We start from the raw sequence: 22,315 nt of genomic DNA, 5'->3' as shown, positions 1-22,315 counted from the left end.
GGGGTCATCGTCAATTTACGCTGAAACCAGACTGTCTGGCGACAGGTCCGAAATTCGGCGCGCGCCGGTCAGGGTCATGGCCACCCGCATTTCCTTGTCGATCAGGTTGAGGAGGTTGGCGACCCCTGCGCCGCCCGCCGCGGCCAGGGCATAGGCAAAGGCCCGCCCGAGCAGGACGCAATCCGCGCCCAAGGCCACCATGCGCACGACATCGAGGCCCGAGCGGATGCCGGAATCGGCGAGCAGGCGGATATCGCCTTTTACCGCGTTGGCAATCGGAGGCAGCGCACGGGCGGTCGAGAGCACCCCGTCGAGCTGACGCCCGCCGTGGTTCGACACGACGATGCCGTCGGCGCCGAACCGGACCGCTTCGCGTGCGTCTTCGGGGTCGAGAATGCCCTTGAGCACCATCGCCCCTTTCCATGTGTCGCGGATCCATTGCAGGTCTTTCCACCCGATGCCGGGGTCGAAATTCGCGCCGAGCCACCCGACATAGTCTTCGAGCCCGGTCTTTTTCTGCAGATAGGCTGAAACGTTGCCCAGATCGTGGGGGCGACCCATGACCCCGACATTCCACGCCCAGTGCGGATGGAGCATGGCCTGAAGAATGCGGCGCGAAGCCGCGCGAGGGCCGGACATGCCCGAATGGGCGTCGCGATAGCGCGCGCCGGGGACCGGCATGTCGACGGTGAACACCAGCGTGCGCACGCCCGCCGCCCATGCCCGGTCGAGCACATTGCGCATGAACCCGCGATCGCGCAGCACATAGAGCTGGAACCAGATCGGGCGCGTGGTCTGCCGCGCCACTTCCTCGATCGAGCAGACCGAGACCGACGACAGGGTAAAGGGAATGCCCCTGGCTTCGGCTGCCTGCGCCGCCTGTACTTCGCCGCGCCGCGCATACATGCCGGTCAAGCCGACCGGCGCCAGTGCGACCGGCATGGCGAGGTCCTCGCCAAAGAGCTTGGTCGAAAGATCGACTTCACCTACTTCCTTGAGCACGCGTTGGCGCAGGCCGATCGCGTGCAGGTCGCTCTGGTTCCGCTCCAGCGTCTGTTCGGCATAGGCGCCGCCGTCGATGTAGTGGAACAGGAACGGGGGCAGCCGCTTTTGCGCGGCCTTGCGATAATCGAGCGTGGAGGAAATGATCATGCCGAAGGTCCTTTCCCGGCTGTCATGTGAAGGTGTGCGCGAGCGGCGCGGCGTTGCCGGGCCTCGGTCTCTTCGACCATGCGCAGGCGATCGGTGACGAAGGCCAGATGCCGGGTAGCTGCCGCGCGGGCGGTTTCGGCTTCGCCGCCGAGAATGGCGTCGAGAATGGCGCGATGCTGTGCGTCGAGTTCGTCGATCATGCCCGGCAAGTGGTAGAGCCGCAGCAGGCTTTCCGAAATGCTCGCTTCGAGCAGGCTTTGCAGCCCGTCCATGACCTGCACGAGTACGACGTTGTGCGCGGCCTGTGCCACGCCCAGGTGAAAGGCGGCGTCGGCATGGGCCAGCGCGGCGGGGTCTGCCGAGGCCGCATGGAACGCATCGGCCAGCTTGGTGAGCCGCGCCTTGTCTTCCTCGCTCGCGCGCAAGGCGGCATGGGCCGCGGTATCCCCTTCGAGCGAGAGGCGGATTTCCATGACGTCGTGCCAATAACCCGCCTCGCTGCGCGCGAGCGAGGCCAGCGGCAACAAGGCGGCCCGAACCGGCTCGCCCGGCTCGGGCACCGCCACGAAATGCCCGCCGCCACGACGGCTGACCAGATGGCCCTGGCTCACCAATTGCTGGATGTCTTCGCGCAGCCGCGACCGCGACACGCCGAATTCCACCGCCAGCGCCCGTTCGGCAGGCAGCCGGTCACCGGCGCCAAGCCCGCGCGATGCGATCAGATCGCGAATCTTTCCCTGCAGATCGAGCCTGTCCTCGCTCATCGACCACCATTCCTGCGCGGTCCAGATTGGACCTACCAATTATCGAATTGGTTGCTCATATAGGACGAATTGGTCTTATGGCAAGGAAATTGGTCTGACCAGCTTGCTACTTCAGCCGCATGGGAAGTCCGACAACGACAAGCTGGACTTCGGGGACTGTCTTCGCGACGCGCTGGTGGAGGAAACCGGCTTCGTCGCGGAAACGGCGGGCGAGGGCATTGTCGGGGACGATGCCCCAGCCCACTTCGTTGCTGACGAGGATGACCGGGCCCTGTGCCTGTTCGATCGCCTGGGTCAGCGCGTCGCAGGCGGCGGGGATGGGGCGTTCGGCCATCAGGAGATTGGTGACCCACAGCGTCAGGCAATCGACCAGCAGGACGCGGTCGGGGGTCGCATGGGCGGCGATGGTTTCGGGCAAGGCGAGCGGGGCTTCGACCGTTTGCCATTCCGGGCCACGATCGGCGCGGTGGCGGGCGATGCGGTCGGTCATTTCGGCGTCGAAGGCTTGCGCGGTGGCGACGAAGACGGGCGACAGGCCGCATGTCTCGGCGCGTTGCTGGGCATAGCCGCTCTTGCCCGAGCGGGCGCCGCCGATGACGAAGAGGTGGTTCACCGTCGCGCCTCCTGCGCTATGGCGAGCAGTGCGTCGATGTCGAGATGGGTTTCGAGTTCCACCGCAATCGCGTCGAGCGCGGCATTGACGGCAGCGGCGTGGTCGTGGCCGTCCGAGTGCCCGCCCCAGCGTTCGAGCAGCGCCGCGCGCAAGGGCGTATCGCCGAGCGCGCCATGGACATAAGTGCCGATGACCCGCCCGTCCGGGGTGATCGCGCCGTCGGTACAGCCATTGTCGAGCAGGGCGAAAGGACGCGTGCAATCGGGGCCTGTGGTGCGCCCCATGTGCATTTCATAGCCGCTGAAACGCGCGCCGAGTGCGCTGCCGCCGACGTGTTCCAGTGCTTTGTCGGATTCGAGCCGGGTTTCGATGTCGAGCAGGCCGAGTCCGGCGACTTCGTCGGCATGTCCTTCGATCCCGAGCGGGTCGGCGATCGTGCGGCCCAGCATCTGGTAGCCGCCGCAAATCCCCAGAATCGCACCGCCGCGCCGGTGATGGGCGAGAATGTCGATGTCCCACCCTTGCGCCCGCAAAAAGGCAAGATCGGCGATGGTGGCTTTCGATCCGGGGAGGACAATGGCGGCCGTGTCCGCCGGGATCGGCGTTCCGGGCGGAACCATGACCAGATCCACCCCCGGTTCGGCGCGCAAGGGATCGAGGTCGTCGAAATTGGCAATGCGCGGCAGGATGGGACAGGCGACCCTGACTTGCCCGCCATCCGAACGGTTCGCGCGTTCGAGTACCACCGCGTCTTCGGACGGCAGCCGCACGGTGTCGGCAAGCCACGGGACGAGGCCGAACCCGCGCCATCCCGACAAGTTCTCGATCTGGCGATAGCCGTCGGCGAAGAGAGTGGGGTCGCCCCGAAACTTGTTGATGATAAAGCCGCGGATCATTGCCGCGTCATCGGGATCGAGCACAGCCCTTGTCCCAACGATCGACGCGATCACGCCGCCCCGGTCGATGTCTCCGACCAGAACCACGGGCACATGCGCCGCGCGGGCAAAGCCCATGTTGGCGATGTCACCCGCGCGCAGGTTGATTTCGGCGGGCGAACCGGCGCCTTCGACCACGACGAGATCGCATTGCGCGCGCAGCCGGTCGAAACTCTCGAGCACCTGCGGCAGGAGTTCTCCGCGTTTCCGGCGGTAATTGCCTCCGCCCAGCGTACCCGCGACGCGCCCGTGGACGATCAGTTGCGAGGTGCGGTCGGCTTGCGGTTTCAGGAGGACGGGGTTCATGTCGGTATGAGGCGCCACGCCACAGGCCAGTGCCTGCAACGCCTGCGCGCGTCCGATTTCGCCACCGTCGATGGTAACGGCGGCATTGTTCGACATGTTCTGCGGCTTGAACGGGCGCACGGACAGGCCGCGCCGCACGAAGGCGCGGCAGAGCCCCGCGACAAGGACCGACTTGCCGACGTCCGACCCGGTTCCCTGCAGCATCAGCGCAACCATGCCACTCCTCCTGAAATAGCCCAGAGGACAAGGCACGCGCGCAGATAGATCGCGAGCGCCTTGTCGATGTCGTCGGCTTCGGCGTCGCGGCGTCCGTCGCCGATCCATGCCTTTTCGTGGCGCACGCCGTCATAGGAGACAGGCCCGGCAAGGCTGAGGCCGAGTGCCCCGGACATGGCGGCCTCGGTCCATCCGGCATTGGGCGACGCGTGGCGGTGGGCGTCGCGCGCCATGGTTCGCCATCCGCCGCGTCCGGCAAGGCACAGGATCGCCCCGCCGATGCGGGCGGGCAACAGGTTCATGACGTCGTCGGTGCGCGCGGCGGCCCAGCCAAAGGCGCGCCAGCGTTCCTCGCGATGGCCGATCAGGCTGTCGGCGGTATTGATTGCCTTGTACGCCCAGACGCCCGGCAATCCGCCGACGAGCAGCCAGAACAGCGGTGCAGCGATGCCGTCGCAAAAGCTTTCCGAAAGGCTTTCGATAGCGGCGCGGGCGATGCCGTGGCGGTCGAGTGCGGCGGTGTCGCGCCCGACGATCATGCCCAGAGCCTGTCGCGCGGCGTCAAGGTCGCCCCGGTGCAGGGCACGGGCAATCGGGCGGACGTGATCGTAAAGGCTGCGTTGGGCGAGCGCGGGCCAGGCCAGCAGGCCGAGCGGAAGCCATGCGGCGGGGCCCGCCGCGGCCCGGATCGCGCGTTCGATCACCCATGCCGGACCCGCCGATGCGGCGAGCAGCAGGGCGACGGTCGCGACGCCTTTCACGCGTCGTGGTGTGGGCGCGCTGTCCGGGCGGTTCCAACGCCGTTCGCATCCCTCGATCACGCGGGCAAAAAAGCCCACGGGGTGGCCGACCCTTGCATAAAGACCGCGCGGCCAGCCCAGCAGGGCGTCGAGCGCAAGTCCGGCAAGGGCGACCGGTTCAGCCATGGCGCAGCGCGCGATCCAGTCGGGCCAGTTCGCTTTCATCGGCGGCAAGGCCAAAGCGCAGGCGGTCGGGATGTTCGGCAAAGGGGCGGGTGAGGATACCCTGCCGCGCGAGGCGTTCGAACAGTACCCCGGCCTGTGGCGTTTCGACAAGGCGGAACAGCGGGCAGGCGCCGCGCGGGCTCAATCCGTGGGTGCGCAGGACGGCATCGAGCCGGTCGGCATCGTCGGCCAGCCGGTCGCGCATGTCCGCGATCCAGTCGGTATCGGCATAGGCGGCGCGGGCGAGTGTCAGGGCGCCTGCCGAAATCGGCCAGGCCCCCATGCGTCGGCGCAGGCGGGCAAGCAGCGGACGCGGGCCGAGCACGAAGCCGACGCGCGCGCCCGCAAGGCCGAAGAATTTCCCGAACGAGCGCAAGACGATCAAGGGGCAGTCGTCGGCAATGGCCCGGGCGACGCTCTGGCGCGGGTGCGTGTCGGCAAAGGCCTCATCGACGATGAGCCAGCCTTCGCCGCGCCGGGCGAGCAGACCGAACAGCGTTTCGCTGTCGAAGAGGTGGCCGTCCGGGTTGTTGGGATTGGCAAGGATCAAGCTCGCCCCGTCCGCTTCGTCGATGGCTTCGCGGGCCAGCGGGCGGCTGTCGGCAATCATTTCGCCATGGGTGCGATAGGCCGGTGCGAGGTGGAACGCCGGGGCCGCAATCATTTCGCCGACCATGCGCATGCCCAGTTCCGTGCCCGGAACCGCGCAGACGTGATCGGGGGAGAGCCCGAAATGCGCCGCCGCCACGGTTTCGAGCGCGCGCAGCTCGGATTCTTCGGGCAGACGCCGCCAGTCGATCTCGAGCGGCTCCGCCTCGCGCCAGGGGCTGGGCCAGGCATGGGGATTGATCCCGGTCGAAAGGTCGATCCAGCATTCCGGGCCATGATCGGGGCGCGCACCAAACCATGCCCGTGCCGCGTCGAGGCTGCCGCCGTGGCCGGTAAAAGGCTGGGTGAAACCTTGAGTCATGTCCGCAATACTCCAGCGACAAGGGCGAGGAGGAGCGTGGTTTCGAGGATCTCGATACCTGCGCCGTGCCCGTCGCCCGATATGCCGCCGAGGCGGTGCCGCAGCCACAGTCCCCAACCCGCAATGCCGGGGACAACTATCCACAACGGGGGATAAACTACGCTCGCGGCGACCAGAACCACCGTCCAGGCCACAAGGTCGACCGGGCGGACGGCTGTGCGGAACCGCGATCCGAGCCCTTCGTGCAAAGGGGTGAGCCAACGCGACCAGACGAGCGGCCCCAGTCGCGCGGCTGCGCCGACGGCGGGGAGCGCCGGGGCAAGGCCGAGCGCGAACAGGCGGTGGAGCAGCACCAGCTTGGCCAGCAATTGCAGGCCGATGGCAGCGACGCCGAAGCTGCCCATGTGGGGATCGGCGAGGACGCGCAGCAGGCGTTCGCGATCCTTGTGCGCGGCGCCTGCCGCATCGGCGACATCGCCAAGGCCGTCGAGATGGAGCGCGCCGGTGACCCAGACCCAGATCGCCAGCCCGGCAAGCGCCGCGCACCAGTCGTCGAGGTGCAGTCCGGCAAGCCCTGCGAGAGCAACCAGCGCGCCGATGATCGCGCCGACCGTCGGGAACCAGCGGATCGAGGCGGCAAATTCGGCATTGCTGACACTGACGCGGGGAAGCGGGATGCGCGTCAGGAACTGGATCGCGATCACCAGCCCTTTCATGTCTCGATCCCCGTGATCTGGGCAAAGGGCGCCGATCCGGGCCAGACCCGGAGCGAGACCAGCGCCGCGTAGGGCAAGTCGAAGGCCCAGACCTGATGCATGTCGAACCCGCACAGGGTGGCAAGGGCCGCCCGGATGGTGCCGCCATGGGTGACGATCAATGTGTCGCGGGGGGCAAGGGCCGTGATCCCGGCCGAAACGCGCGCGACCAGATCCGACCAGCATTCGCCGTTTGGCGGCGGGGCCCTGTCGGGATCGTCGCGAAAGCGTTGCAGGGCATCGGCATCGATCTCGGCCGGGGCGACACCGTCCCACAGGCCGAAATCGAGTTCGCGCCAACGCGGCGAGATCGTCGGCACAAGACCGCGCGGCGCGGCGATCGCTTCGGCAGCGGCCGACGCGCGGATCAGGTCCGAGGCCAGGACCGTCTCGAAGGCCGCTTCCCGTGCGCGACGGACGCACAGCGCGATGCCCTCGGGTGTCGAGGCCATGTCCGTTCGCCCGAGCATCAGTCCGGGGATGACCGGGGCCCCATGACGCAGGAGATGGAGCCGGAACCCGCTCACTGTCCGGCCGAGACCCCCGCTTGCGCGAATGTCGCCATTTCGTTGTGCGCGGCAAGGGCCGAGCGGACCAGCGGCACCGCAACGCAGGCGCCGCTCGCTTCGCCGAGGCGCAGGCTGAGACGCAGCAGCGGTTCGAGGCCCAGATGGCCGAGCAGGCGCATATGCCCGGGTTCCGCCGAGCAATGCCCGGCAAGGCAGTGATCGGTGATCCCCGCCCCATCCTGGGTCAGGGCCGCGAGCGCGGAACAGCAGATGAAGCCGTCGAGCATGATCGGAATGCGCAGGCGCCGCGCCTGAAGAATGGCACCGGCCATGGCTGCGATTTCGCGCCCGCCGAGGCGGCGCAGGGTTTCGAAGGCGGTGCGCGGCGCATCGGCGTGGAACGCGAGCGCGCGGTCGATCACCGCCAGCTTGCGCGCCATGCCGTCGTTGTCGAGTCCGGTGCCCGGACCGATCCAGTCCGCGCCGGTGCCGCCAAAGACATGGGCGCTGATCGCGGCGGCGGCCGTGGTGTTGCCGATGCCCATTTCACCGGGCGCGAAAAGATCGAGGTCCGGGTCGACGCTCGCCGCGCCTGCATTGAGTGCAGCAAGGCATTCGGCCTCGCTCATCGCGGGCGCCGTGGTGAAGTCGTGCGTCGGGGTGTCGAGATCGAGTTCGACAACGGCAAGTTCCATGCCCGCCGCGCCCGACAGTGCATTGACGCCCGCGCCGCCAGCCCGGAAATTGGCGACCATCTGCGCGGTCACGCTGGTCGGATAGGCGCTGACCCCGTGGACGGCAAAGCCGTGGTTCCCGGCAAAGACGACTGCACGGGCGCGAGTGAGGGCAGGGCGGGCATGGCTCTGCCACCCGGCGAAGAACACCGCCATGTCTTCGAGTTGCCCAAGCGATCCGAGCGGCTTGGTGAGTTCAGCCTGACGGGCGCGGGCCGCTTCGCGTGCCTCTGCATCGGGGGCGCAAGGGGCGGCGAGGGCCGCTTCGAAATCGGCGCGGGTGGCAAAGGGGCGGAGATCGGCTCCCTTGTCGTGGGGAAGCGGGGAAACGAGGGATTGCAACGACACCTGGCGATACCTTCCATGACGGGACAGTCCGCAAGGCAGGCAGGGCCGGGCGCCGACGCGCGACGATCCGGTCCCCTGCGCGCCGTGCGCAAGGTCCAACACTGTCGCCGTGCGGGTTCACCCCCGTTCGCCCGGAACACCCTGTCCGCACGAAAGACGACGGCGAAAGGCAGGTCTCCTGGCTCGCGGGTCAAGGCCGGTCATGCCGCCTTCTCAGGATCGGCGGGCGATCCCAATGGCCTCATGGCATGCGGCTATCCGCTCACAGTTGCAGGGGCAGCCGGGGTCTTGCACCCCGTTCCCGTTTTCATCCCCGTCTCCGGGGAACCTTCCACGTTGCCGGGTGCCATAAGCCGATGAATTGGCGGCGTCAATCGAGCCGCCCCGGACGCGCCAGCCCGATCAGGACTCCCCACCCGATCAGAACTCGATACCCGCCTGTGCCTTGACCCCTTGGCGGAAGGGATGCTTGACCTGCGTCATCTCGGTGACGAGATCGGCCGCCTCGATCAGCGCGTCGGGGGCATTGCGACCGGTGATGACGACATGCTTCATCGGCGCGCGGGCGGTCACGGCCTCGAGCACTTCGTCGAGCGGCAGGTAGTCGTAGCGCAGGACGATGTTGAGTTCGTCGGCCAGAACCATGTCATAGGCCGGGTCCGCGATCATCCGGCGCACTTCGTCCCATGCCTCGCGCGCGACGGCGATGTCGCGGCTGCGGTCCTGAGTGTTCCAGGTAAAGCCTTCGCCCATCGGCTTGAATTCGACATTGTCGGGAAAGGCGTCGAACACGGCCTTTTCGCCGGTCGTCATCGCGCCTTTGACGAACTGGACCACGCCCACTTTCTTGCCATGGCCGATCGCGCGTACGACCATGCCCAGTGCAGCGGTGGTCTTGCCCTTGCCCTTGCCGGTATGGACGATCAGCAAGCCCTTTTCGACCGTCTTGTTCTCCATGATCTTTTCATGGGCGGCCTGCTTCTTCTTCATCTTGGCGTTGTGCTGTTCGTCGGTCCGCTCGACCATGGGGGGATCTCCGTGCTTGGGGGCGGTTCGTGTAATGCCTTTGCCGAAATCCGCCATGGACTTTTGCGGGGCGGTCTTGCCGTTACTTTCGTCGGAACTTGGCAGCGGCGGAAAAGTATCATAGCAATGCGCCTGCGCGATCGATGAGGTCGCGTGACGTGCGCCGGTGCCCGCAAGGGCTTGAAAGGGAACACGGGTTCAAATCCCGGGCTGTCCCTGCAACTGTAAGCGGTGAGCGTATTGTATGGTGCTTCCGCCTAGACGGCAGGGGGGCGGCCACTGGACCAGACGCTAAATCGTGCGGGGTCCGGGAAGGCTTTGCAGCACGCGATGACCCGTGAGCCAGGAGACCTGCCGGTGCATGGTCGCTCTTGCTGCGATCCAGGGGATGGTCTCGGCACGGTATTCCGCTTGAGCGGCATTCATCGATGGAACGACAGGAGCCGTTCGGGCGCTACAGACGGGGCGTTGCGGGCGGGGCCGGGGTGTTTGCGCCCTATGTTCCGTCAGGCTGCTTGCCGTCTGCTGGAATACCGTGATGAAGTTTCCTCCTGGCTTTCCCGCCGGTTTTCCGCATGCACGCCGGGTCGTTGCGCTTTATGCGGTGCTGATCGCGGCCAATCTGGGTGTCTGGATCTGGGCCTGGGTTGCGCTCCATGGCCGTCCGGCGCTGATCGGCTCGGCCTTTCTGGCCTATTCCTTCGGGTTGCGCCACGCGGTCGATGCCGACCACATCGCTGCCATCGACAATGTCACGCGCAAGTTGATGCATGACGGGCAACGCCCGATCGGCACCGGCCTGTTCTTTGCGCTCGGCCATTCGGCGGTCGTGCTCATCGTTACCATGCTGATCGCGCTGACGGCGACGGCGGCCAGCGGGATCGAGGCGTTCAAGGCGACCGGGGGCCTCGTTTCCACCTGCATCTCCGCGTTCTTCCTCTTCACGATCGCGGCGATGAACCTGATGATCCTGCGCTCGGTCTATCGCACGTATCGCCGGGTCGTTGCGGGCGGGGTCTATGTCGAGGAAGATCTCGACATGCTGCTGGCCGGACGCGGGATCATGGCACGGTTGTTGCGGCCGCTGTTCCGGTTTGTCCGCCACAGCTGGCACATGGCGCCGCTGGGGTTCCTGTTCGGCCTGGGGTTCGATACCGCGACCGAGGTCGGGCTGATGGGTCTTGCTGCCGCGCAGGCCGCGCAAGGGGTGTCGATGGGCGTCGTGTTCCTGTTCCCCTCGCTCTTTGCGGCGGGAATGACGCTGGTCGACACGACCGACGGCATTCTCATGCTGGGCGCTTACGAATGGGCTTTCGTCAAGCCGATCCGCAAGCTCTATTACAACATGACGATCACGCTGGTGGCCGCCCTTGTCGCGATCCTGATCGGCGGGATCGAGACTTTGGCCCTGATCGCGCAACAGATGCGCCTGACCGGGCCCTTGTGGGATTTCTTCCGCGATCTGGCGGGGCGATTCAATCTTCTGGGCTTTGCCATCGTCGGGCTTTTCATTGCGAGCTGGGCTTTGTCCTGGATCGTCTATCGCCTGAAACGCCTCGACCTGGTCGAAGTCGTCCAGCCCTGACCAGGGCATTTTCAACCGATTACCAACGCGTGCCGGTGCCCGAGAGGGCTTGAAAGGGAACATGGGTGCAAATCCCGGGCTGTCCCTGCAACTGTAAGCGGTGAGTGTGATGTATGGTGCTTCCGCCAGCCGGCAGGAAGCGGCCACTGGACCAGACGCTCAATCATGCGGGGTCCGGGAAGGCTTTGCATCGCGTGATGACCCGCGAGCCAGGAGACCTGCCGGTCACGTGGTCGCTCTTGTCGCGATCCAGGGGATGGTCCCGACACGGTTGCTCTCCGTCCGAGCGACGATGCCACCTGCCGCGTGGGGCTTGTCCCATGCGGTCCGATGTCTCCTGCTTACGGACTTCGATCCATGCATCGTTTCCCTCTTTGTCTTTCCCTGCTTGCTCTTCCCACATGCGCTTTTGCGGCCGATGCGACCGATGGCGCGGACGGGACGCAGATCGTCGTAACTGCATCCCGCCGCGACTTGCTGGGACAGGCCGGCACCGCCAGTCAGGGCTCGGTCAGTCGCGAGGAAATCGCCCTGCGCCCGATCTATCGTCCGGGGCAGTTGTTCGAGAGCATTCCCGGCCTTGTCGTCACGATCCATTCGGGTGAAGGCAAGGCACAGCAATACCTGATCCGGGGCTACAATCTCGACCACGGGACCGACTTTGCCAATTTCGTCGATGACATGCCGGTCAACCGTCCGACCAATGCCCATGGGCAGGGCTATTCCGACCTTGGCTTCCTGATTCCGCAACTTGTGGCCGGGATCGACTATACCAAGGGGCCCTACAGTGCTGCGATCGGCGATTTCGGCTCGGTTGCGGCTGCGCATACCCGATTGGTCGACGCTGTGCCGACGCAGGCGAGCGTGACCGTCGGCACCGACGGGTATCAGGACGTGTTCACGGGCGGGACGCTGCATCTCTCGGGCGGTCGTCGCCTGCTCGGTGCGCTTGATCTGGCGCATTATGACGGCCCGTGGCAACCGGGGCAGAACTTTCGCAAGGTCAACGGTGTCCTGCGCTATGGCGAGGGAACCGCGAACGACGGTTTCACGGTGACGGCGATGGCCTATGCCAGCCAGGGGCGGCTTATCACCGACCAGCCCGAGCGTGCGATCGAACAGGGCCTGATTTCCCGCTACGGCACGCTCGATCCCACCGATACGAGCAAGTCGCAGCGCTATAGTCTGTCGGCCCGTTTCGCAAAGCCTGTCGGACCGGGGCAATTGGCCGTCAGCCTTTACGCCATCCGCTCGACCATGACTTTGTGGAACAACTTTACCCACTATCTCGACGATCCCGTCTACGGCGATCAGGAAGAACAGGACGAACAGCGCACCACGCTGGGTGGCGCGGCGAGTTACACCGTGAAGGCGTCGCTGGCGGGCATCGGTCTTGAGACCGTGGCCGGGCTCATGCTGCGCTATGACGCTGCCTTCGTCGATCGCAAGCATACCTGGCACCGGGACACGATCCTGCCGACCTGTTACCAGCAACAGGACGACGGGCCGACCTATGCCTATGCGGCGGTCGGCGGCAATTGCACGGCCGACCATGTCCGGATCGTCACGGTGTCGCCTTATGTACAGGAAACGGTGCGCTGGACGCCGTGGCTGCGCACGGTGCTGGGATTGCGGGCCGACTATACCCATGCAAGCGATCATAGCGACGTCAGCGGCATTCGCGGCAGCGGCGGACAATGGCTGGCCCAGCCCAAGGGCAGCCTGATCCTCGGGCCTTGGGCCAGGACCGAGTTCTATTTCAGCGCGGGGCGGGGTTTCCATTCCAACGACGTGCGCGGGGTTTTCGGCACGGTGCCGAACGAAGGGGGCGGGACAGGCGGCGCGACGCCGTTTCTGTCGGCAACGACCGGGATCGAGGCGGGAATGCGGACCAATATCGTCCCGCACCTGTCGCTTCAGTTCGCCGCGTTCCAACAGGATTTCGGGTCGGAGCTGGTCTACAACCCCGACACCGGACAGGACGAGGCCGGGGCGCCCAGTCGGCGGCAGGGGATCGAGATTTCGGCGCAATATCACCCGTTCGGCTGGCTGGAGCTGAACACCGATCTTGCCTTTTCGCGCCCGCGTTATCGCACCGACAATCTCGCTGCCTATGGCCTTGCCGAACCCTATATCGCCGATGCGCCCAATTTCATCTATTCGGCGGGGGTCCTGGTCGACGGGCTCGGGTCGTGGTCGGGATCGCTGCAATGGCGGCGGCTGGGCACCCATTCGCTTGATGACGGGCATCTCTATCCGCAAGACAGCGGCTATTCGGAATGGAATCTCGAAGCGGGTTATGCCTTTCGCGGCGGCTGGAAAGTGCAGGTGGGGATCTTCAACCTGTTCAACAGCCGCGATGCCTCCGCCGACTATTACTATGTCTCGCGCCTTCCCGGCGAAGCGAGCGACGGCGTGGCCGGGTTCCAGACCCACCCCCTCGAACCGCGCTCGGCCCGTTTCACACTGGCCAAGGTGTTCTGAGGTTCCCACTCCATCTCGTTCATCGTTCGTAAGGATGGGCATGGCTAGCAAAGGAGACCCGTATCCGCTGCCCCCGTGTCCGCTGTCCCCGTGTTCACTGCTGATGAGTTCGCCATGAAGCGCCTTGCCCGAATGTTCGCGATGGTTCTGGGGGTGATGGCGGCCGATGTGGTGGGCGGGCGTCCGGCGCTGGCAGATCCCGCGCCGTTCGACCTTGCCGGGCCCAGCTTGCAGATCACGGTGACGCGACGGGGGACGACTTTGCCGATCGCGGCGGTTCCGCAGTTGTCGGCAGGCGACAAGGTGCATGTCCAGGTGCTCTTGCCCGCGACCGAAACCGCGCATTACCTCATGGTCGCGGCGTTTCTGCGCGATCCGACCAATCCGCCGCCCGAGGCGTGGTTTTCGCGGTCGGAGACGTGGCGACCGGCGGCGCGCGGCGGCGGTCCGCTCGATCTCACCGTCCCGCCCGAGGCACAGCATCTGGCAGTCTTTCTGGCTCCGGCGACCGGGGGCGATTTCGTGACCTTGCGCAAGGCGGTCATGGCTCGCCCCGGTGCCTTCATCCGTGCGGCACAGGATCTGGAACAGGCCTCGCTCGATCGCGGGCGGTTCGACGCCTATCTTGCCGCCATTCGCAAGGTTTCGGCCACCAGTCCCGAAACGCTGGCCCATGATGCGCCGATCATTGCAAGCAGCCTGCGGATCAAGATCAACGAGGAATGCCTTCAACGCCAGAGCGAGTTTCAGGCCGCGTGCCTGCTCGATACCAAGCAATCGGTGGTGCTGGGCGGTGACGGGGCGGCGAATGCGACCTCGCTGACCGGTGCGGCGACCGATCTTGCCATGAGCCTTGCCGCGACACCGGCAGGCGGGCTTGGCTATTACAGCCCCTATATCAGCACGATCCGCGAGATCGTCGGCATTTTCGGGGCGATGCACACCGCGCGATACCAGTATATCCCGGCGCTCGGGGTGCCCGACGGGGACCGGCTTGGCCTCGTGCTCAACACGCCGCCTTCGTTTGCCGATCCCAAGTCGGTGCTGATGGCGACTTTGCCGGAAATCAAGCCGTCGGTGATCCCGACTTCGCATATGCCTGCCGCGGCGGTGGCGCCCTGTCTCGGCGCGAAAGGTCTCGGCGCGAAAGACCCGGTGCTGCCATTGGCTGTCAGTCCGCTGTTCTATGCGACGGGCTATGCCCACGACCTGAAACTGCGGCTTCGCGGGGAACCGGGCGTTGAATTGCCGCTGACGCCCGATCCGGTGCGTGGCGGTCTGGCGATCGGGGCCAATCCGGCGGTTCCGGCCAAACTGACCGGCCCCATTTCGGGCGTCCTTCGCGGAATGTGGGGTTTTGAGCCCTTTTCCGGTCCCGAGGTCACGTTGCAGACGGCCGGGGATTGGCATTGGGACCGAAAAGAAAGTGGTCGCGACGATGGTCCTCTGGTTCTGACCGGGGCGGCGTCGGCTTGCGTGGCGTCGGTGACGGTGGCTCCGGCCAAGGGCAAGCCGCAGCCGGTCGCGTGGAAAGTCACCGGGACCGATTCCATCGGGGTCACGCTGCCTGCGACTGCCGACCGGCACGATGCCCTGACGGTCAGTGTGAACGGCCCGGACGGGACCGCGCCTGCCGTGCTGGTGGTGGCGCCGCCTGCCCGGGCCTTGCCCCCGGCGGCGCGGATCGTGGCCAAGTTTTCGGACTTGCCGCCGCCCGATCCTGCCGCGCCCCTGCTGGTCCAGCTTGACGGAGCGGACGAGATTGCGGCCAATGCGCGCCTCAGTTTCACGCTGAAAGCCGACCCCGACGCGCGCTTCACCGGGCGCGAGGCGGTCGAGATCGGCACCACCGGCAGCGATGCGACCGTGCGCCTGACTGTCGGCAATGGGCTCACGCTGGTCGATCCGACCGTTCTCGTCGCCAGCCTCAATCCCGCGCAAGTGCTGGGGGCCTCGGCCTATGGCCCCTTGCGCGCGCGGTTGATGCGCGGGGATGTGGCGGGCGACTGGCTGGGAGTAGGAACGCTCGTGCGCCTGCCCACCATCCGTGGGCTCGACTGCCCGGCCGATCCGGCGGCGCGGTGCCTGTTGCGGGGCGAAGCGCTCTATCTGATGGCTTCGGTCGCAGCGACCCGTGAATTCGACAATGCCGCCAATGTGCCCGACGGCTATCCCGGCACGACTTTGTCGGTTCCCCGTGTCGCAACCGGTGCGCCGCTTTTCGTCCGCCTCCACGACGCCCCGGAAATCGTCAACCGGATTGCGGCGCCGGTGGTTCGTTGAGCGGGTCTTACAGCGAATAGCGCAAGGTGACGCGGACTTGTCGGGGTTCGACCGGGTGGATGTGGCGGTCGGCGACGCCCTCGGCCGGTTCGCCGGGCAGGCGCGAGGTGTACCAATAGCTGATGTCGGGATCGTGGGCGTTGAAGAGGTTGAGGAGATCGGCCGAGACCCGCCACGAACCCCGGTCCCAGTATAGCCCGGCATTGACCAGCGTGGTCGCCGCCGACCGCTGGGAACTGTCCTCGATCAGCGGCGCCCCGGCAAAGTGGCGCAGGCGCAGCGTGGCATTGAGGTGGGAGGTGATCCTGCCGCTGATCCCGCCCGAAAGGACGAAGGGCGTCGCATTGGGGATATAGGTCTGATCGGCTGTGACACCGCGAAACCGGGCGTGGGTATAGGCAAGTGAACTGTCGATGGTCACGCCTTCGACCGGCCGCCAGAATATCGACAGTTCGGTGCCGAACCGGCGTGTCGCCGCATTGGGCTCGGTCGTCCCTTCATCGCCTGTGAAAACCAGTTCCGAAGCGAGGTCGAGCCAGAACCCCACCAGAGAGGCGGTGATCCGCTTGCGCTCGATCCGCGCGCCCAGTTCCGCGCCGCGCGACTTGGCCATGACCGGCACGCGTCCCACGGCATCGTGGCTGGTCGGATCGATAGTGATCGTTGCCCCGCGCACGTCGTTGGAGTGATAGCCTTCGCCGTAATCGGCATAGAGTTCGATGCCTTTGCTTGGCTGCCAGGCGAGAGCGACCTTGGGGCTCGCCAGTGCCGCTGATCCCGTGCCCGAATTGGCGGCAAGGTCGGAGCGGACACGATAGCCGATGACATCGCCGCGCAGGCCCAGGACAAGGCGCAGCGTCGGCCGGATATGCCATTCGCCTTCGCCATAGAAGCCGCCGGAATATTCATCGACCCGATCGTTGCGGACAGTGCCGGTGACCGTCCCCGCGCTCGTGCGGAACAGGCCGACTTGTCCGATGTGGTCCCAGCGCGTGTCGGCGCCGATCCGCCAGATCAGCGGCCCGTCGCCCCATTCGTGGCGGATCGATCCACCAAAGACCCCGCGTCGGTCGACTTGCCGGAACCCGTCACCGTTCACCGGATCATCGAGGAAATACGTAAAATCGCTGGTCAGTTGCAGACGGCTGCCGATGGCATAGGCCGAAACTGTCGTCCGCCCGAAATGGCCGTTGAAATTGAGCGCGATGCGCCCCGCGCGTCCGCCATCGTTGGGATCGATGAACCCGTTGAGCGGGATCAGCCCCGATTGCACGGCCCGCTCGGGCACCTGATCGGTCGAGCGCCAGTGATTGGTATAGGCCGATAGCCCGAGCGACCAGTTCGACCGGGAATATTTGATCAGCGCATTGAACTTGGCGAGCTGCTCGGACAACACCCATGGGCCATCCGCGCGCGTCCCTTCGAACGCGCCGAGCAGAGTGCCGCCCGCGACTTGTCCGCTCCCTGCGACAAGGCCCCGGACATAGCCGAACGAGCCGCCCGAAACTTCGACCATGGGACGGGCAAGGCGGTCCTTGGTCGTGAACGCCAGCGATCCGGCAGAGGCGAAATCGCCGAGATCGGCGTGATAGGGGCCCTTGGTATAGTCGATGCGCTCGACCAGTTCGGGGATCAGGAAATTGAGATCGAGATAGCCCTGACCATGGCCGTGCGTGCGCATGTTGACCGGTGCGCCGTCGACGAACCCGGCAAGGTCGGTGCCGTGGTCGAGATTGAAGCCGCGCAGGAAATACTGGTTCGCCTTGCCTTCGCCCGAATGCTGGGTGGCGATGAGGCCGGGGACGTTTTCAGCGAGTTCGCCGACGCGCCCGATCGGGCGGTTTTCGAAATCGGCATAGCCGACGACGCCTTGCGATCCGCTGGTGGCGCTGCCGACTTGTTGCAGGCCGCGACCATAGACGACGATGGGGGTGTCGTCGGGCTTTGTGTCATCGCGTTTTGTTTCGTCGGCATGGGCGCAAAGCGGAAAGGCCGCGAGCGCCGCGCCCGCGAGCCAGAATGTCAGGGGGATCGTTTCTGTGCGGATTCCCCGCATGACAGCCCTTGCGTATGAACTAAATTAAAAAAGCGCATACGGTTGGCAGGGGAGCTTGTCATGGGAAAATGCCCGGTCGACGGCAGAAAGGCGTTGGTGGTAAGGAAGTTACCATGCAGCGCATCACCATCTCGATTGACGAACCGCTGGCCGATGCGCTCGACGCCATGGCCGAGGCGCGCGCCTATACCAGCCGTAGCGAGGCCATGCGCGATCTTGTCCGTGACGGGCTCGAACGCTGGCGCGCCGACCATGTGGAGGCCGCCCATTGCGTGGCGATCCTCTCTTATGTCTTCGACCGGCGCATCCGCTCGTTGCCGCAGCGCCTTGCCGACATGCAACATGCCGCGCACGATCTGGTGGTGTCGACGACGGCGGTCCGGCTCGACCATGACAACACGCTCGAAACCGTGATCCTGCGCGGATCGGCACAGGCGGTGCGGCACTTTGCCGACCATGTTCAGGCCGAACGCGGCGTGCGCCTGTCCTCGTTGAAAATGGTGCAGGTGGAGCCGGGCGACGCACACGAACATCCCGGCGACCACCATCACCACGGGCACCTGCACCTTACCCCGCGCTCGTGAAATACGCGGGGTAAAGGCTCGGCGCCAAGAGGGGCCTTATACGGGCCTGCAATGAGACGAACTCATTGCAGGTTGGTATTACGCTGCGGTCAAGGCTTCGGCGGGGCCGAAGAACTCGTAATGGCGGCGATCGTCGGACAGGCCGATTTCGGCGAGCGCCGCGTCGACGAAGGCCATGAACGGCTTGGGGCCGAGGAAATAGGCGTCGGCCTCGGCCGGAACCCATGCGCGCAACTGATCGAGGCTGGGGCGACCCGAAGGGGCATCCGCGTGGCCGCCCTGTTCATAGACGACATGGGCGGAAAAGCGGGGATAGTCGTGCGCCCATGCGTCGATCATGTCGCCGAAAGCATGGACGTCGCCGTTGCGGGCATAGTGGATGAAGATCACGTCGCGCTCGCCCGTTTCCAGCGCGGTTTCGGCCATGGCAAGCGTAGGCGTAATGCCGACGCCGCCCGAAATGAGCGCGAGCGGTGCAGTGCCTTGGGCAAGTGTGAATTCGCCCGCCGGGGGGAACACGTCGAGCGTGTCACCGACCTTGACCGCGTCGTGAAGGTGGTTCGACACGACCCCGCCGGGTTCACGCTTGACGCTGATGCGCAGCGAACGGCCATCGGCCTTTTGCGACAGGGAATAGTTGCGGCGCACTTCCTGTCCGTCGATCGCAAGGCGCAGGCCGAGGTATTGGCCCGGCTGAAAGCGGATCACCGGCAGGCCATCGACGGGTTCGAGACGGAACGAAGTGATTTCCGCGCTTTCGACCTGCTTGTCCGCGACGCGGAAGGATCGCGCCCCGCGCCAGCCACCCGGAGCAGCGGCCAACTGGTCGTATTGCGCGCCTTCGGCCGCGATCAGGATGTCGGCGAGCTGACCATAGGCGGCCGCCCATGCGTCGATCACTGCGTCGGTGGCGATCTCTTCGCCCAGAACTTCGCGGATGGCGCGCAAGAGGCAAGTGCCCACGATCGGGTAATGTTCGGGCAGGATCTGGAGCGCGACGTGCTTCTGGATGATCTGCGCGGGCAGGGCACCCAATGCGCCAAGGTTGTCAATATGGCGCGCGTATTGCAGAACAGCATTGGCGAGCGCACGCGGTTGAGTGCCATGGGCTTGATGTGCCTGGTTGAAGAGCGGGCGTACTTCAGCGTATTCGCCGAGCATGATCTTGTAGAAATGCGTGGTCAGAGCTTCGCCGCCGGTTTCCAGAATGGGAACGGTAGCCTTGATGATGGCGCTCTGTTCGGGAGTAAGCATGGGTAAGCATCCTGATCTTGCAGACTGCCTGATTTTGCAGGCTGGGGGCCGTGCGACCGGTCCGGGCGGAGATGCGGCACTGACTCGAATTCATGCATCTGGAACGCTATATATTGGTGGAGCCATTAATATGCAATCAAAATGCATCTTTAAGGGCGATGCCTGATGCGCCTGACCCGATTTTCCGACTATGCCGTGCGTGTGATCATCTATCTGGGCGCGCATACCGACCGGCTGTGCTCGATCGCGGAAATCGCGCGGGCCTATGACATCTCGCAGAACCATCTGATGAAAGTGGTCAGCGATCTGGCTGCGCATGGCTATGTACAGGCTTTGCGGGGGCGCAACGGGGGCATTCGGCTGGGGCGTCCGGCTGGTGAAATCAACATCGGCAAACTGATCCGCCACACCGAGGGGACCATCGATCTGGTCGGGTGCGAGGACTGCAAGCTTGCCGGGGCCTGTGACTTGCCCGACCCGCTCAACGAGGCGCTGAACGCGTTCTTTGCCGTGCTCGAACGCTATACCCTGGCCGATGTGCTCGGGCGGGGGGGCGAGCGGCTGTTGCAGCGCCTGGCGGTTGCGCTTTAGGCGGCCTGGATGAATTCCTGCGACATGCAGGATTGATATAAGGCCGCGCGCCGTCTGAGCGAAACGACCTGCAATGCGTTGATCTCATTGCAGGTCCGCAGAAGTCGATGATCCGAAGATGGCGCCCGTCGGTTGAATTCGTCCTATGCGGCGTCCTTGCGCAGGAGATAGATGTCCATGATCCAGCCATGGCGCGCGCGCGCTTGGGCGCGGGTGGCGAGGATGCGGTCGCGGACTTCGGCCAGAGGTCCTTCGATCAGGATCTGTTCGGGCATGCCGACATAGGCGCCCCACCAGATGGTCATGCCGCCCGGATCGAGATGGGTGAACGAGCATTCGCCGTCGAGCATGACGATGGCCGTATCGGTCCCTTGCGGCCAGCCTTCCTCGCGCAGGCGGCGGCCGGTGGTGACGATGAACGGTGCGCCGATCCGGTTGAGCGCGATGGCATGGGCCGCCGTCAGCATGTTGATCGACATGATCCCCGGCACTACCCGCACGGTCATGGTGCCGAGCCGGGCCGCGATACGCAGGCTGCTGTCGTAAAGCGCCGGATCGCCCCAGATCAGAAGAGCGATGCGCCCGGTTCCCTCGAGCAGATGCGCGGCGATGGTTGCGGCCCAGACTTGCGCGATGGCATCGTGCCAGTCGTCGACCCGGCGCAGATAGTCGGGCGTTGCCGGATCGCGTTCGGGTAAGTCGAACTCGGCGATACGCGTTGCCGGATTGCTGAGCACTTCGTTGCAGATCGCGCGGCGCAAATGGGCAAGATCGGCCTTGGCTGCGCCTTTGCGGGGAATGAGGATCAGGTCGGCGGCATTGATCTCGCGCACTGCCTGCAAGGTCAGATGCTCGATCGAACCGGTGCCTATACCGATGAGGACGAGTTCGCGAGGCGGGGCGCCAGTCATGCTTTTTCCGCGATCAGGTGAAAGAACGTGCCGCTGGCCCATCCGCGCCGCGATCCGGTCTCGGCAACGGCAGTGCCGGTGGCATCGACGACCTCGGCCAGGGGGGAGTCGGGCTGGGCGAGGATCGTGGCATAGTGGAATTCGTGGCCGCGCAAGGCGGTTCCCTCCGCATGGCCGGGTATCGGTGCTGCAAGTCGGGCAAGACGATAGCCCAGATGCATCCGCCGCCGCGCGAACGAGGTTTCGAGCCCCAGCAGCCCGGTCATGCGATGCGCGGTCCCCTGCGCGTCGATCAGGCTTTCGCCCATGACCATATAGCCGCCGCATTCGCCGTGAACGGGCTTGTCCTGCGCAAAGGTGCGCAGGCCTTCGCGGAAGCGGTCGGCGGCAGCAATCCTGCCCCCGTGAAGTTCGGGATACCCGCCCGGCAGCCAGCAGACATCGGCTTCGGGCGCGGGGGCTTCGTCGGCGAGCGGCGAAAAGGGCAGGATTTGTGCTCCCGCCTTGCGCCAGCCGGAAAGGAGGTGGGGATAGATGAACGAGAATGCGGCATCGCGGGCAAGGGCGATGCGCTGACCCGGGGGCGTGATTGCGGGCGGATCCCCGGCTGGCCAGCCGCCCTGGGCAAGATCACGCAACCGGTCGCAATCGACATGGGCGGCGATGAACTGACCGAGTGAGGCAAGGATTTCGGAAAGATCGCTGTGTTCCTCGGCCTGAACTAGACCGAGATGGCGTTCGGGCAGGACAAGGTCGGTCCGACGGGGCAGGGCGCCGAGAACGGCGATCCCCACCGCTTCCATGCCTGCACGGACGAGCGCTTCGTGCCGGGGGCTGGCGACTTTGTTGAGGATCACGCCGCCGATGCGCACGTCGGGGGAAAAGCGGGCAAAGCCTTGCGCCACGGCGGCGGCCGACTGGGCCTGTCCCGAGACATCGAGGACGAGGACGACGGGCCAGCCGGTCCGGGCGGCGAGTTCGGCACTGGCGCCGTTGCCACAGGCGCCGGGTGCCGCGACCCCGTCGAAAAGGCCCATCGACCCTTCGGCAAGGGCCATGTCCGCGTCCGCGCCATGGGCGGCAATCGCGGCGAGCATGGTTTCATCCATCGCCCAGCTGTCGAGATTGAACGAGGCCCGTCCGGCAGCGGCGGCATGGAACGCGGGGTCGATATAGTCGGGGCCGTTCTTGAACGGTTGCACCACGGTGCCGCGTTCGCGCAGGGCCGACAGCAGGCCCAGCGTGACCATGGTCTTGCCCGTGCCCGACGAGGG

Annotated in this window: 20 protein-coding genes and 3 riboswitches; of the genes, 6 read left to right on the top strand and 14 right to left on the bottom strand. The window is 65.7% G+C overall.

Features of this window, described 5'->3' with window-relative positions; all coding sequences use genetic code 11:
- Positions 1-15: 15 nt before the first annotated feature.
- The 10 genes from lldD to cobO all read right to left on the bottom strand — a co-directional run bounded on the left by lldD (position 16) and on the right by cobO (position 9,293).
- The gene (gene lldD / locus Y88_RS18375; protein WP_008071997.1) at positions 16-1,152 is read right to left on the bottom strand and encodes an FMN-dependent L-lactate dehydrogenase LldD; all 1,137 of its coding nucleotides are present in this window, start codon (positions 1,150-1,152) and stop codon (positions 16-18) included.
- On the bottom strand, positions 1,149-1,916 hold the full coding sequence (locus tag Y88_RS18370) for an FCD domain-containing protein (RefSeq protein ID WP_008071995.1): 768 nt from the start codon (positions 1,914-1,916) through the stop codon (positions 1,149-1,151). The genes lldD and Y88_RS18370 overlap by 4 nt, the downstream gene beginning before the upstream one ends.
- Before the next feature lie 106 nt (positions 1,917-2,022).
- A complete protein-coding gene (gene cobU, locus Y88_RS18365; RefSeq protein WP_008071994.1) occupies positions 2,023-2,529 on the bottom strand; it encodes a bifunctional adenosylcobinamide kinase/adenosylcobinamide-phosphate guanylyltransferase in 507 nt (168 codons plus the stop codon).
- Positions 2,526-3,986 (bottom strand): cobyric acid synthase, encoded by a 1,461-nt coding sequence (locus Y88_RS18360; RefSeq protein WP_008071991.1) that lies wholly within the window; start codon positions 3,984-3,986, stop codon positions 2,526-2,528. Before Y88_RS18360 ends, cobU begins: the two co-directional genes overlap by 4 nt.
- A complete protein-coding gene (cbiB, locus tag Y88_RS18355; protein ID WP_008071990.1) occupies positions 3,974-4,912 on the bottom strand; it encodes an adenosylcobinamide-phosphate synthase CbiB in 939 nt (312 codons plus the stop codon). Before cbiB ends, Y88_RS18360 begins: the two co-directional genes overlap by 13 nt.
- Entirely contained in the window at positions 4,905-5,921 is a 1,017-nt protein-coding gene (locus Y88_RS18350) for an aminotransferase class I/II-fold pyridoxal phosphate-dependent enzyme (RefSeq protein ID WP_008071987.1), read from the bottom strand. Before Y88_RS18350 ends, cbiB begins: the two co-directional genes overlap by 8 nt.
- A complete protein-coding gene (locus Y88_RS18345) occupies positions 5,918-6,637 on the bottom strand; it encodes an adenosylcobinamide-GDP ribazoletransferase (RefSeq protein ID WP_008071984.1) in 720 nt (239 codons plus the stop codon). Before Y88_RS18345 ends, Y88_RS18350 begins: the two co-directional genes overlap by 4 nt.
- Complete coding sequence (locus Y88_RS18340) at positions 6,634-7,203, bottom strand: histidine phosphatase family protein (RefSeq protein WP_008071983.1); 570 nt, start codon at positions 7,201-7,203, stop codon at positions 6,634-6,636. Before Y88_RS18340 ends, Y88_RS18345 begins: the two co-directional genes overlap by 4 nt.
- Positions 7,200-8,267 carry a nicotinate-nucleotide--dimethylbenzimidazole phosphoribosyltransferase gene (gene cobT, locus Y88_RS18335; protein ID WP_008071982.1) on the bottom strand — a complete coding sequence of 356 codons (1,068 nt, stop codon included), beginning with the start codon at positions 8,265-8,267 and terminating at the stop codon, positions 7,200-7,202. The genes Y88_RS18340 and cobT overlap by 4 nt, the downstream gene beginning before the upstream one ends.
- Before the next feature lie 151 nt (positions 8,268-8,418).
- A riboswitch (cobalamin riboswitch) is annotated at positions 8,419-8,614 on the bottom strand.
- Between the two features lie 73 nt (positions 8,615-8,687).
- On the bottom strand, positions 8,688-9,293 hold the full coding sequence (cobO, locus tag Y88_RS18330; RefSeq protein ID WP_008071980.1) for a cob(I)yrinic acid a,c-diamide adenosyltransferase: 606 nt from the start codon (positions 9,291-9,293) through the stop codon (positions 8,688-8,690).
- A gap of 147 nt (positions 9,294-9,440) precedes the next feature.
- Positions 9,441-9,666, top strand: a riboswitch (cobalamin riboswitch).
- Between the two features lie 165 nt (positions 9,667-9,831).
- Here cobO and Y88_RS18325 point away from each other — a divergent pair.
- From Y88_RS18325 to Y88_RS18315, 3 genes are all read left to right on the top strand, one after another.
- Entirely contained in the window at positions 9,832-10,878 is a 1,047-nt protein-coding gene (locus Y88_RS18325) for a HoxN/HupN/NixA family nickel/cobalt transporter (RefSeq protein WP_018076015.1), read from the top strand.
- 16 nt (positions 10,879-10,894) lie between these two features.
- A riboswitch (cobalamin riboswitch) is annotated at positions 10,895-11,119 on the top strand.
- Between the two features lie 116 nt (positions 11,120-11,235).
- Positions 11,236-13,362 (top strand): TonB-dependent receptor, encoded by a 2,127-nt coding sequence (locus Y88_RS18320; protein WP_018076014.1) that lies wholly within the window; start codon positions 11,236-11,238, stop codon positions 13,360-13,362.
- Between the two features lie 114 nt (positions 13,363-13,476).
- Positions 13,477-15,645: a hypothetical protein gene (locus tag Y88_RS18315; protein ID WP_036500551.1), complete on the top strand. Its 2,169-nt coding sequence runs from the start codon at positions 13,477-13,479 to the stop codon at positions 15,643-15,645.
- Positions 15,646-15,652: 7 nt separating this feature from the next.
- Here the strand turns inward: Y88_RS18315 and Y88_RS18310 are convergent, their stop codons facing one another.
- Positions 15,653-17,701, bottom strand: coding sequence for a TonB-dependent receptor (locus tag Y88_RS18310; RefSeq protein ID WP_008071972.1), 2,049 nt, complete (start codon positions 17,699-17,701; stop codon positions 15,653-15,655).
- A 113-nt stretch (positions 17,702-17,814) separates the two neighbouring features.
- On the opposite strand from Y88_RS18310, the gene nikR reads away from it, so the two are divergent.
- Entirely contained in the window at positions 17,815-18,285 is a 471-nt protein-coding gene (gene nikR / locus Y88_RS18305) for a nickel-responsive transcriptional regulator NikR (protein WP_008071970.1), read from the top strand.
- A 78-nt stretch (positions 18,286-18,363) separates the two neighbouring features.
- Here the strand turns inward: nikR and hmpA are convergent, their stop codons facing one another.
- Positions 18,364-19,539 carry an NO-inducible flavohemoprotein gene (hmpA, locus tag Y88_RS18300; RefSeq protein ID WP_008071968.1) on the bottom strand — a complete coding sequence of 392 codons (1,176 nt, stop codon included), beginning with the start codon at positions 19,537-19,539 and terminating at the stop codon, positions 18,364-18,366.
- On the opposite strand from hmpA, the gene Y88_RS19285 reads away from it, so the two are divergent.
- Together Y88_RS19285 and Y88_RS18295 are read left to right on the top strand one after the other, a co-directional pair.
- A complete protein-coding gene (locus tag Y88_RS19285; RefSeq protein ID WP_157132696.1) occupies positions 19,538-19,705 on the top strand; it encodes a hypothetical protein in 168 nt (55 codons plus the stop codon). The genes hmpA and Y88_RS19285 overlap by 2 nt on opposite strands.
- On the top strand, positions 19,705-20,130 hold the full coding sequence (locus tag Y88_RS18295; protein ID WP_008071966.1) for an RrF2 family transcriptional regulator: 426 nt from the start codon (positions 19,705-19,707) through the stop codon (positions 20,128-20,130). The genes Y88_RS19285 and Y88_RS18295 overlap by 1 nt, the downstream gene beginning before the upstream one ends.
- Before the next feature lie 143 nt (positions 20,131-20,273).
- On the opposite strand, the gene cobF is transcribed toward Y88_RS18295, so the two are convergent.
- Positions 20,274-21,041 (bottom strand): precorrin-6A synthase (deacetylating), encoded by a 768-nt coding sequence (gene cobF / locus Y88_RS18290; RefSeq protein WP_008071964.1) that lies wholly within the window; start codon positions 21,039-21,041, stop codon positions 20,274-20,276.
- On the bottom strand, positions 21,038-22,291 hold the full coding sequence (locus Y88_RS18285; protein ID WP_232281145.1) for a cobyrinate a,c-diamide synthase: 1,254 nt from the start codon (positions 22,289-22,291) through the stop codon (positions 21,038-21,040). The genes cobF and Y88_RS18285 overlap by 4 nt, the downstream gene beginning before the upstream one ends.
- Positions 22,292-22,315 lie beyond the last annotated feature (24 nt).

It is taken from the genome of Novosphingobium nitrogenifigens DSM 19370 (assembly GCF_000192575.1).
GTDB lineage: Bacteria > Pseudomonadota > Alphaproteobacteria > Sphingomonadales > Sphingomonadaceae > Novosphingobium > Novosphingobium nitrogenifigens.
The sequence above is the reverse complement of the archived record's forward strand: the minus strand, read 5'-3'. Positions and strand labels throughout refer to the sequence as shown.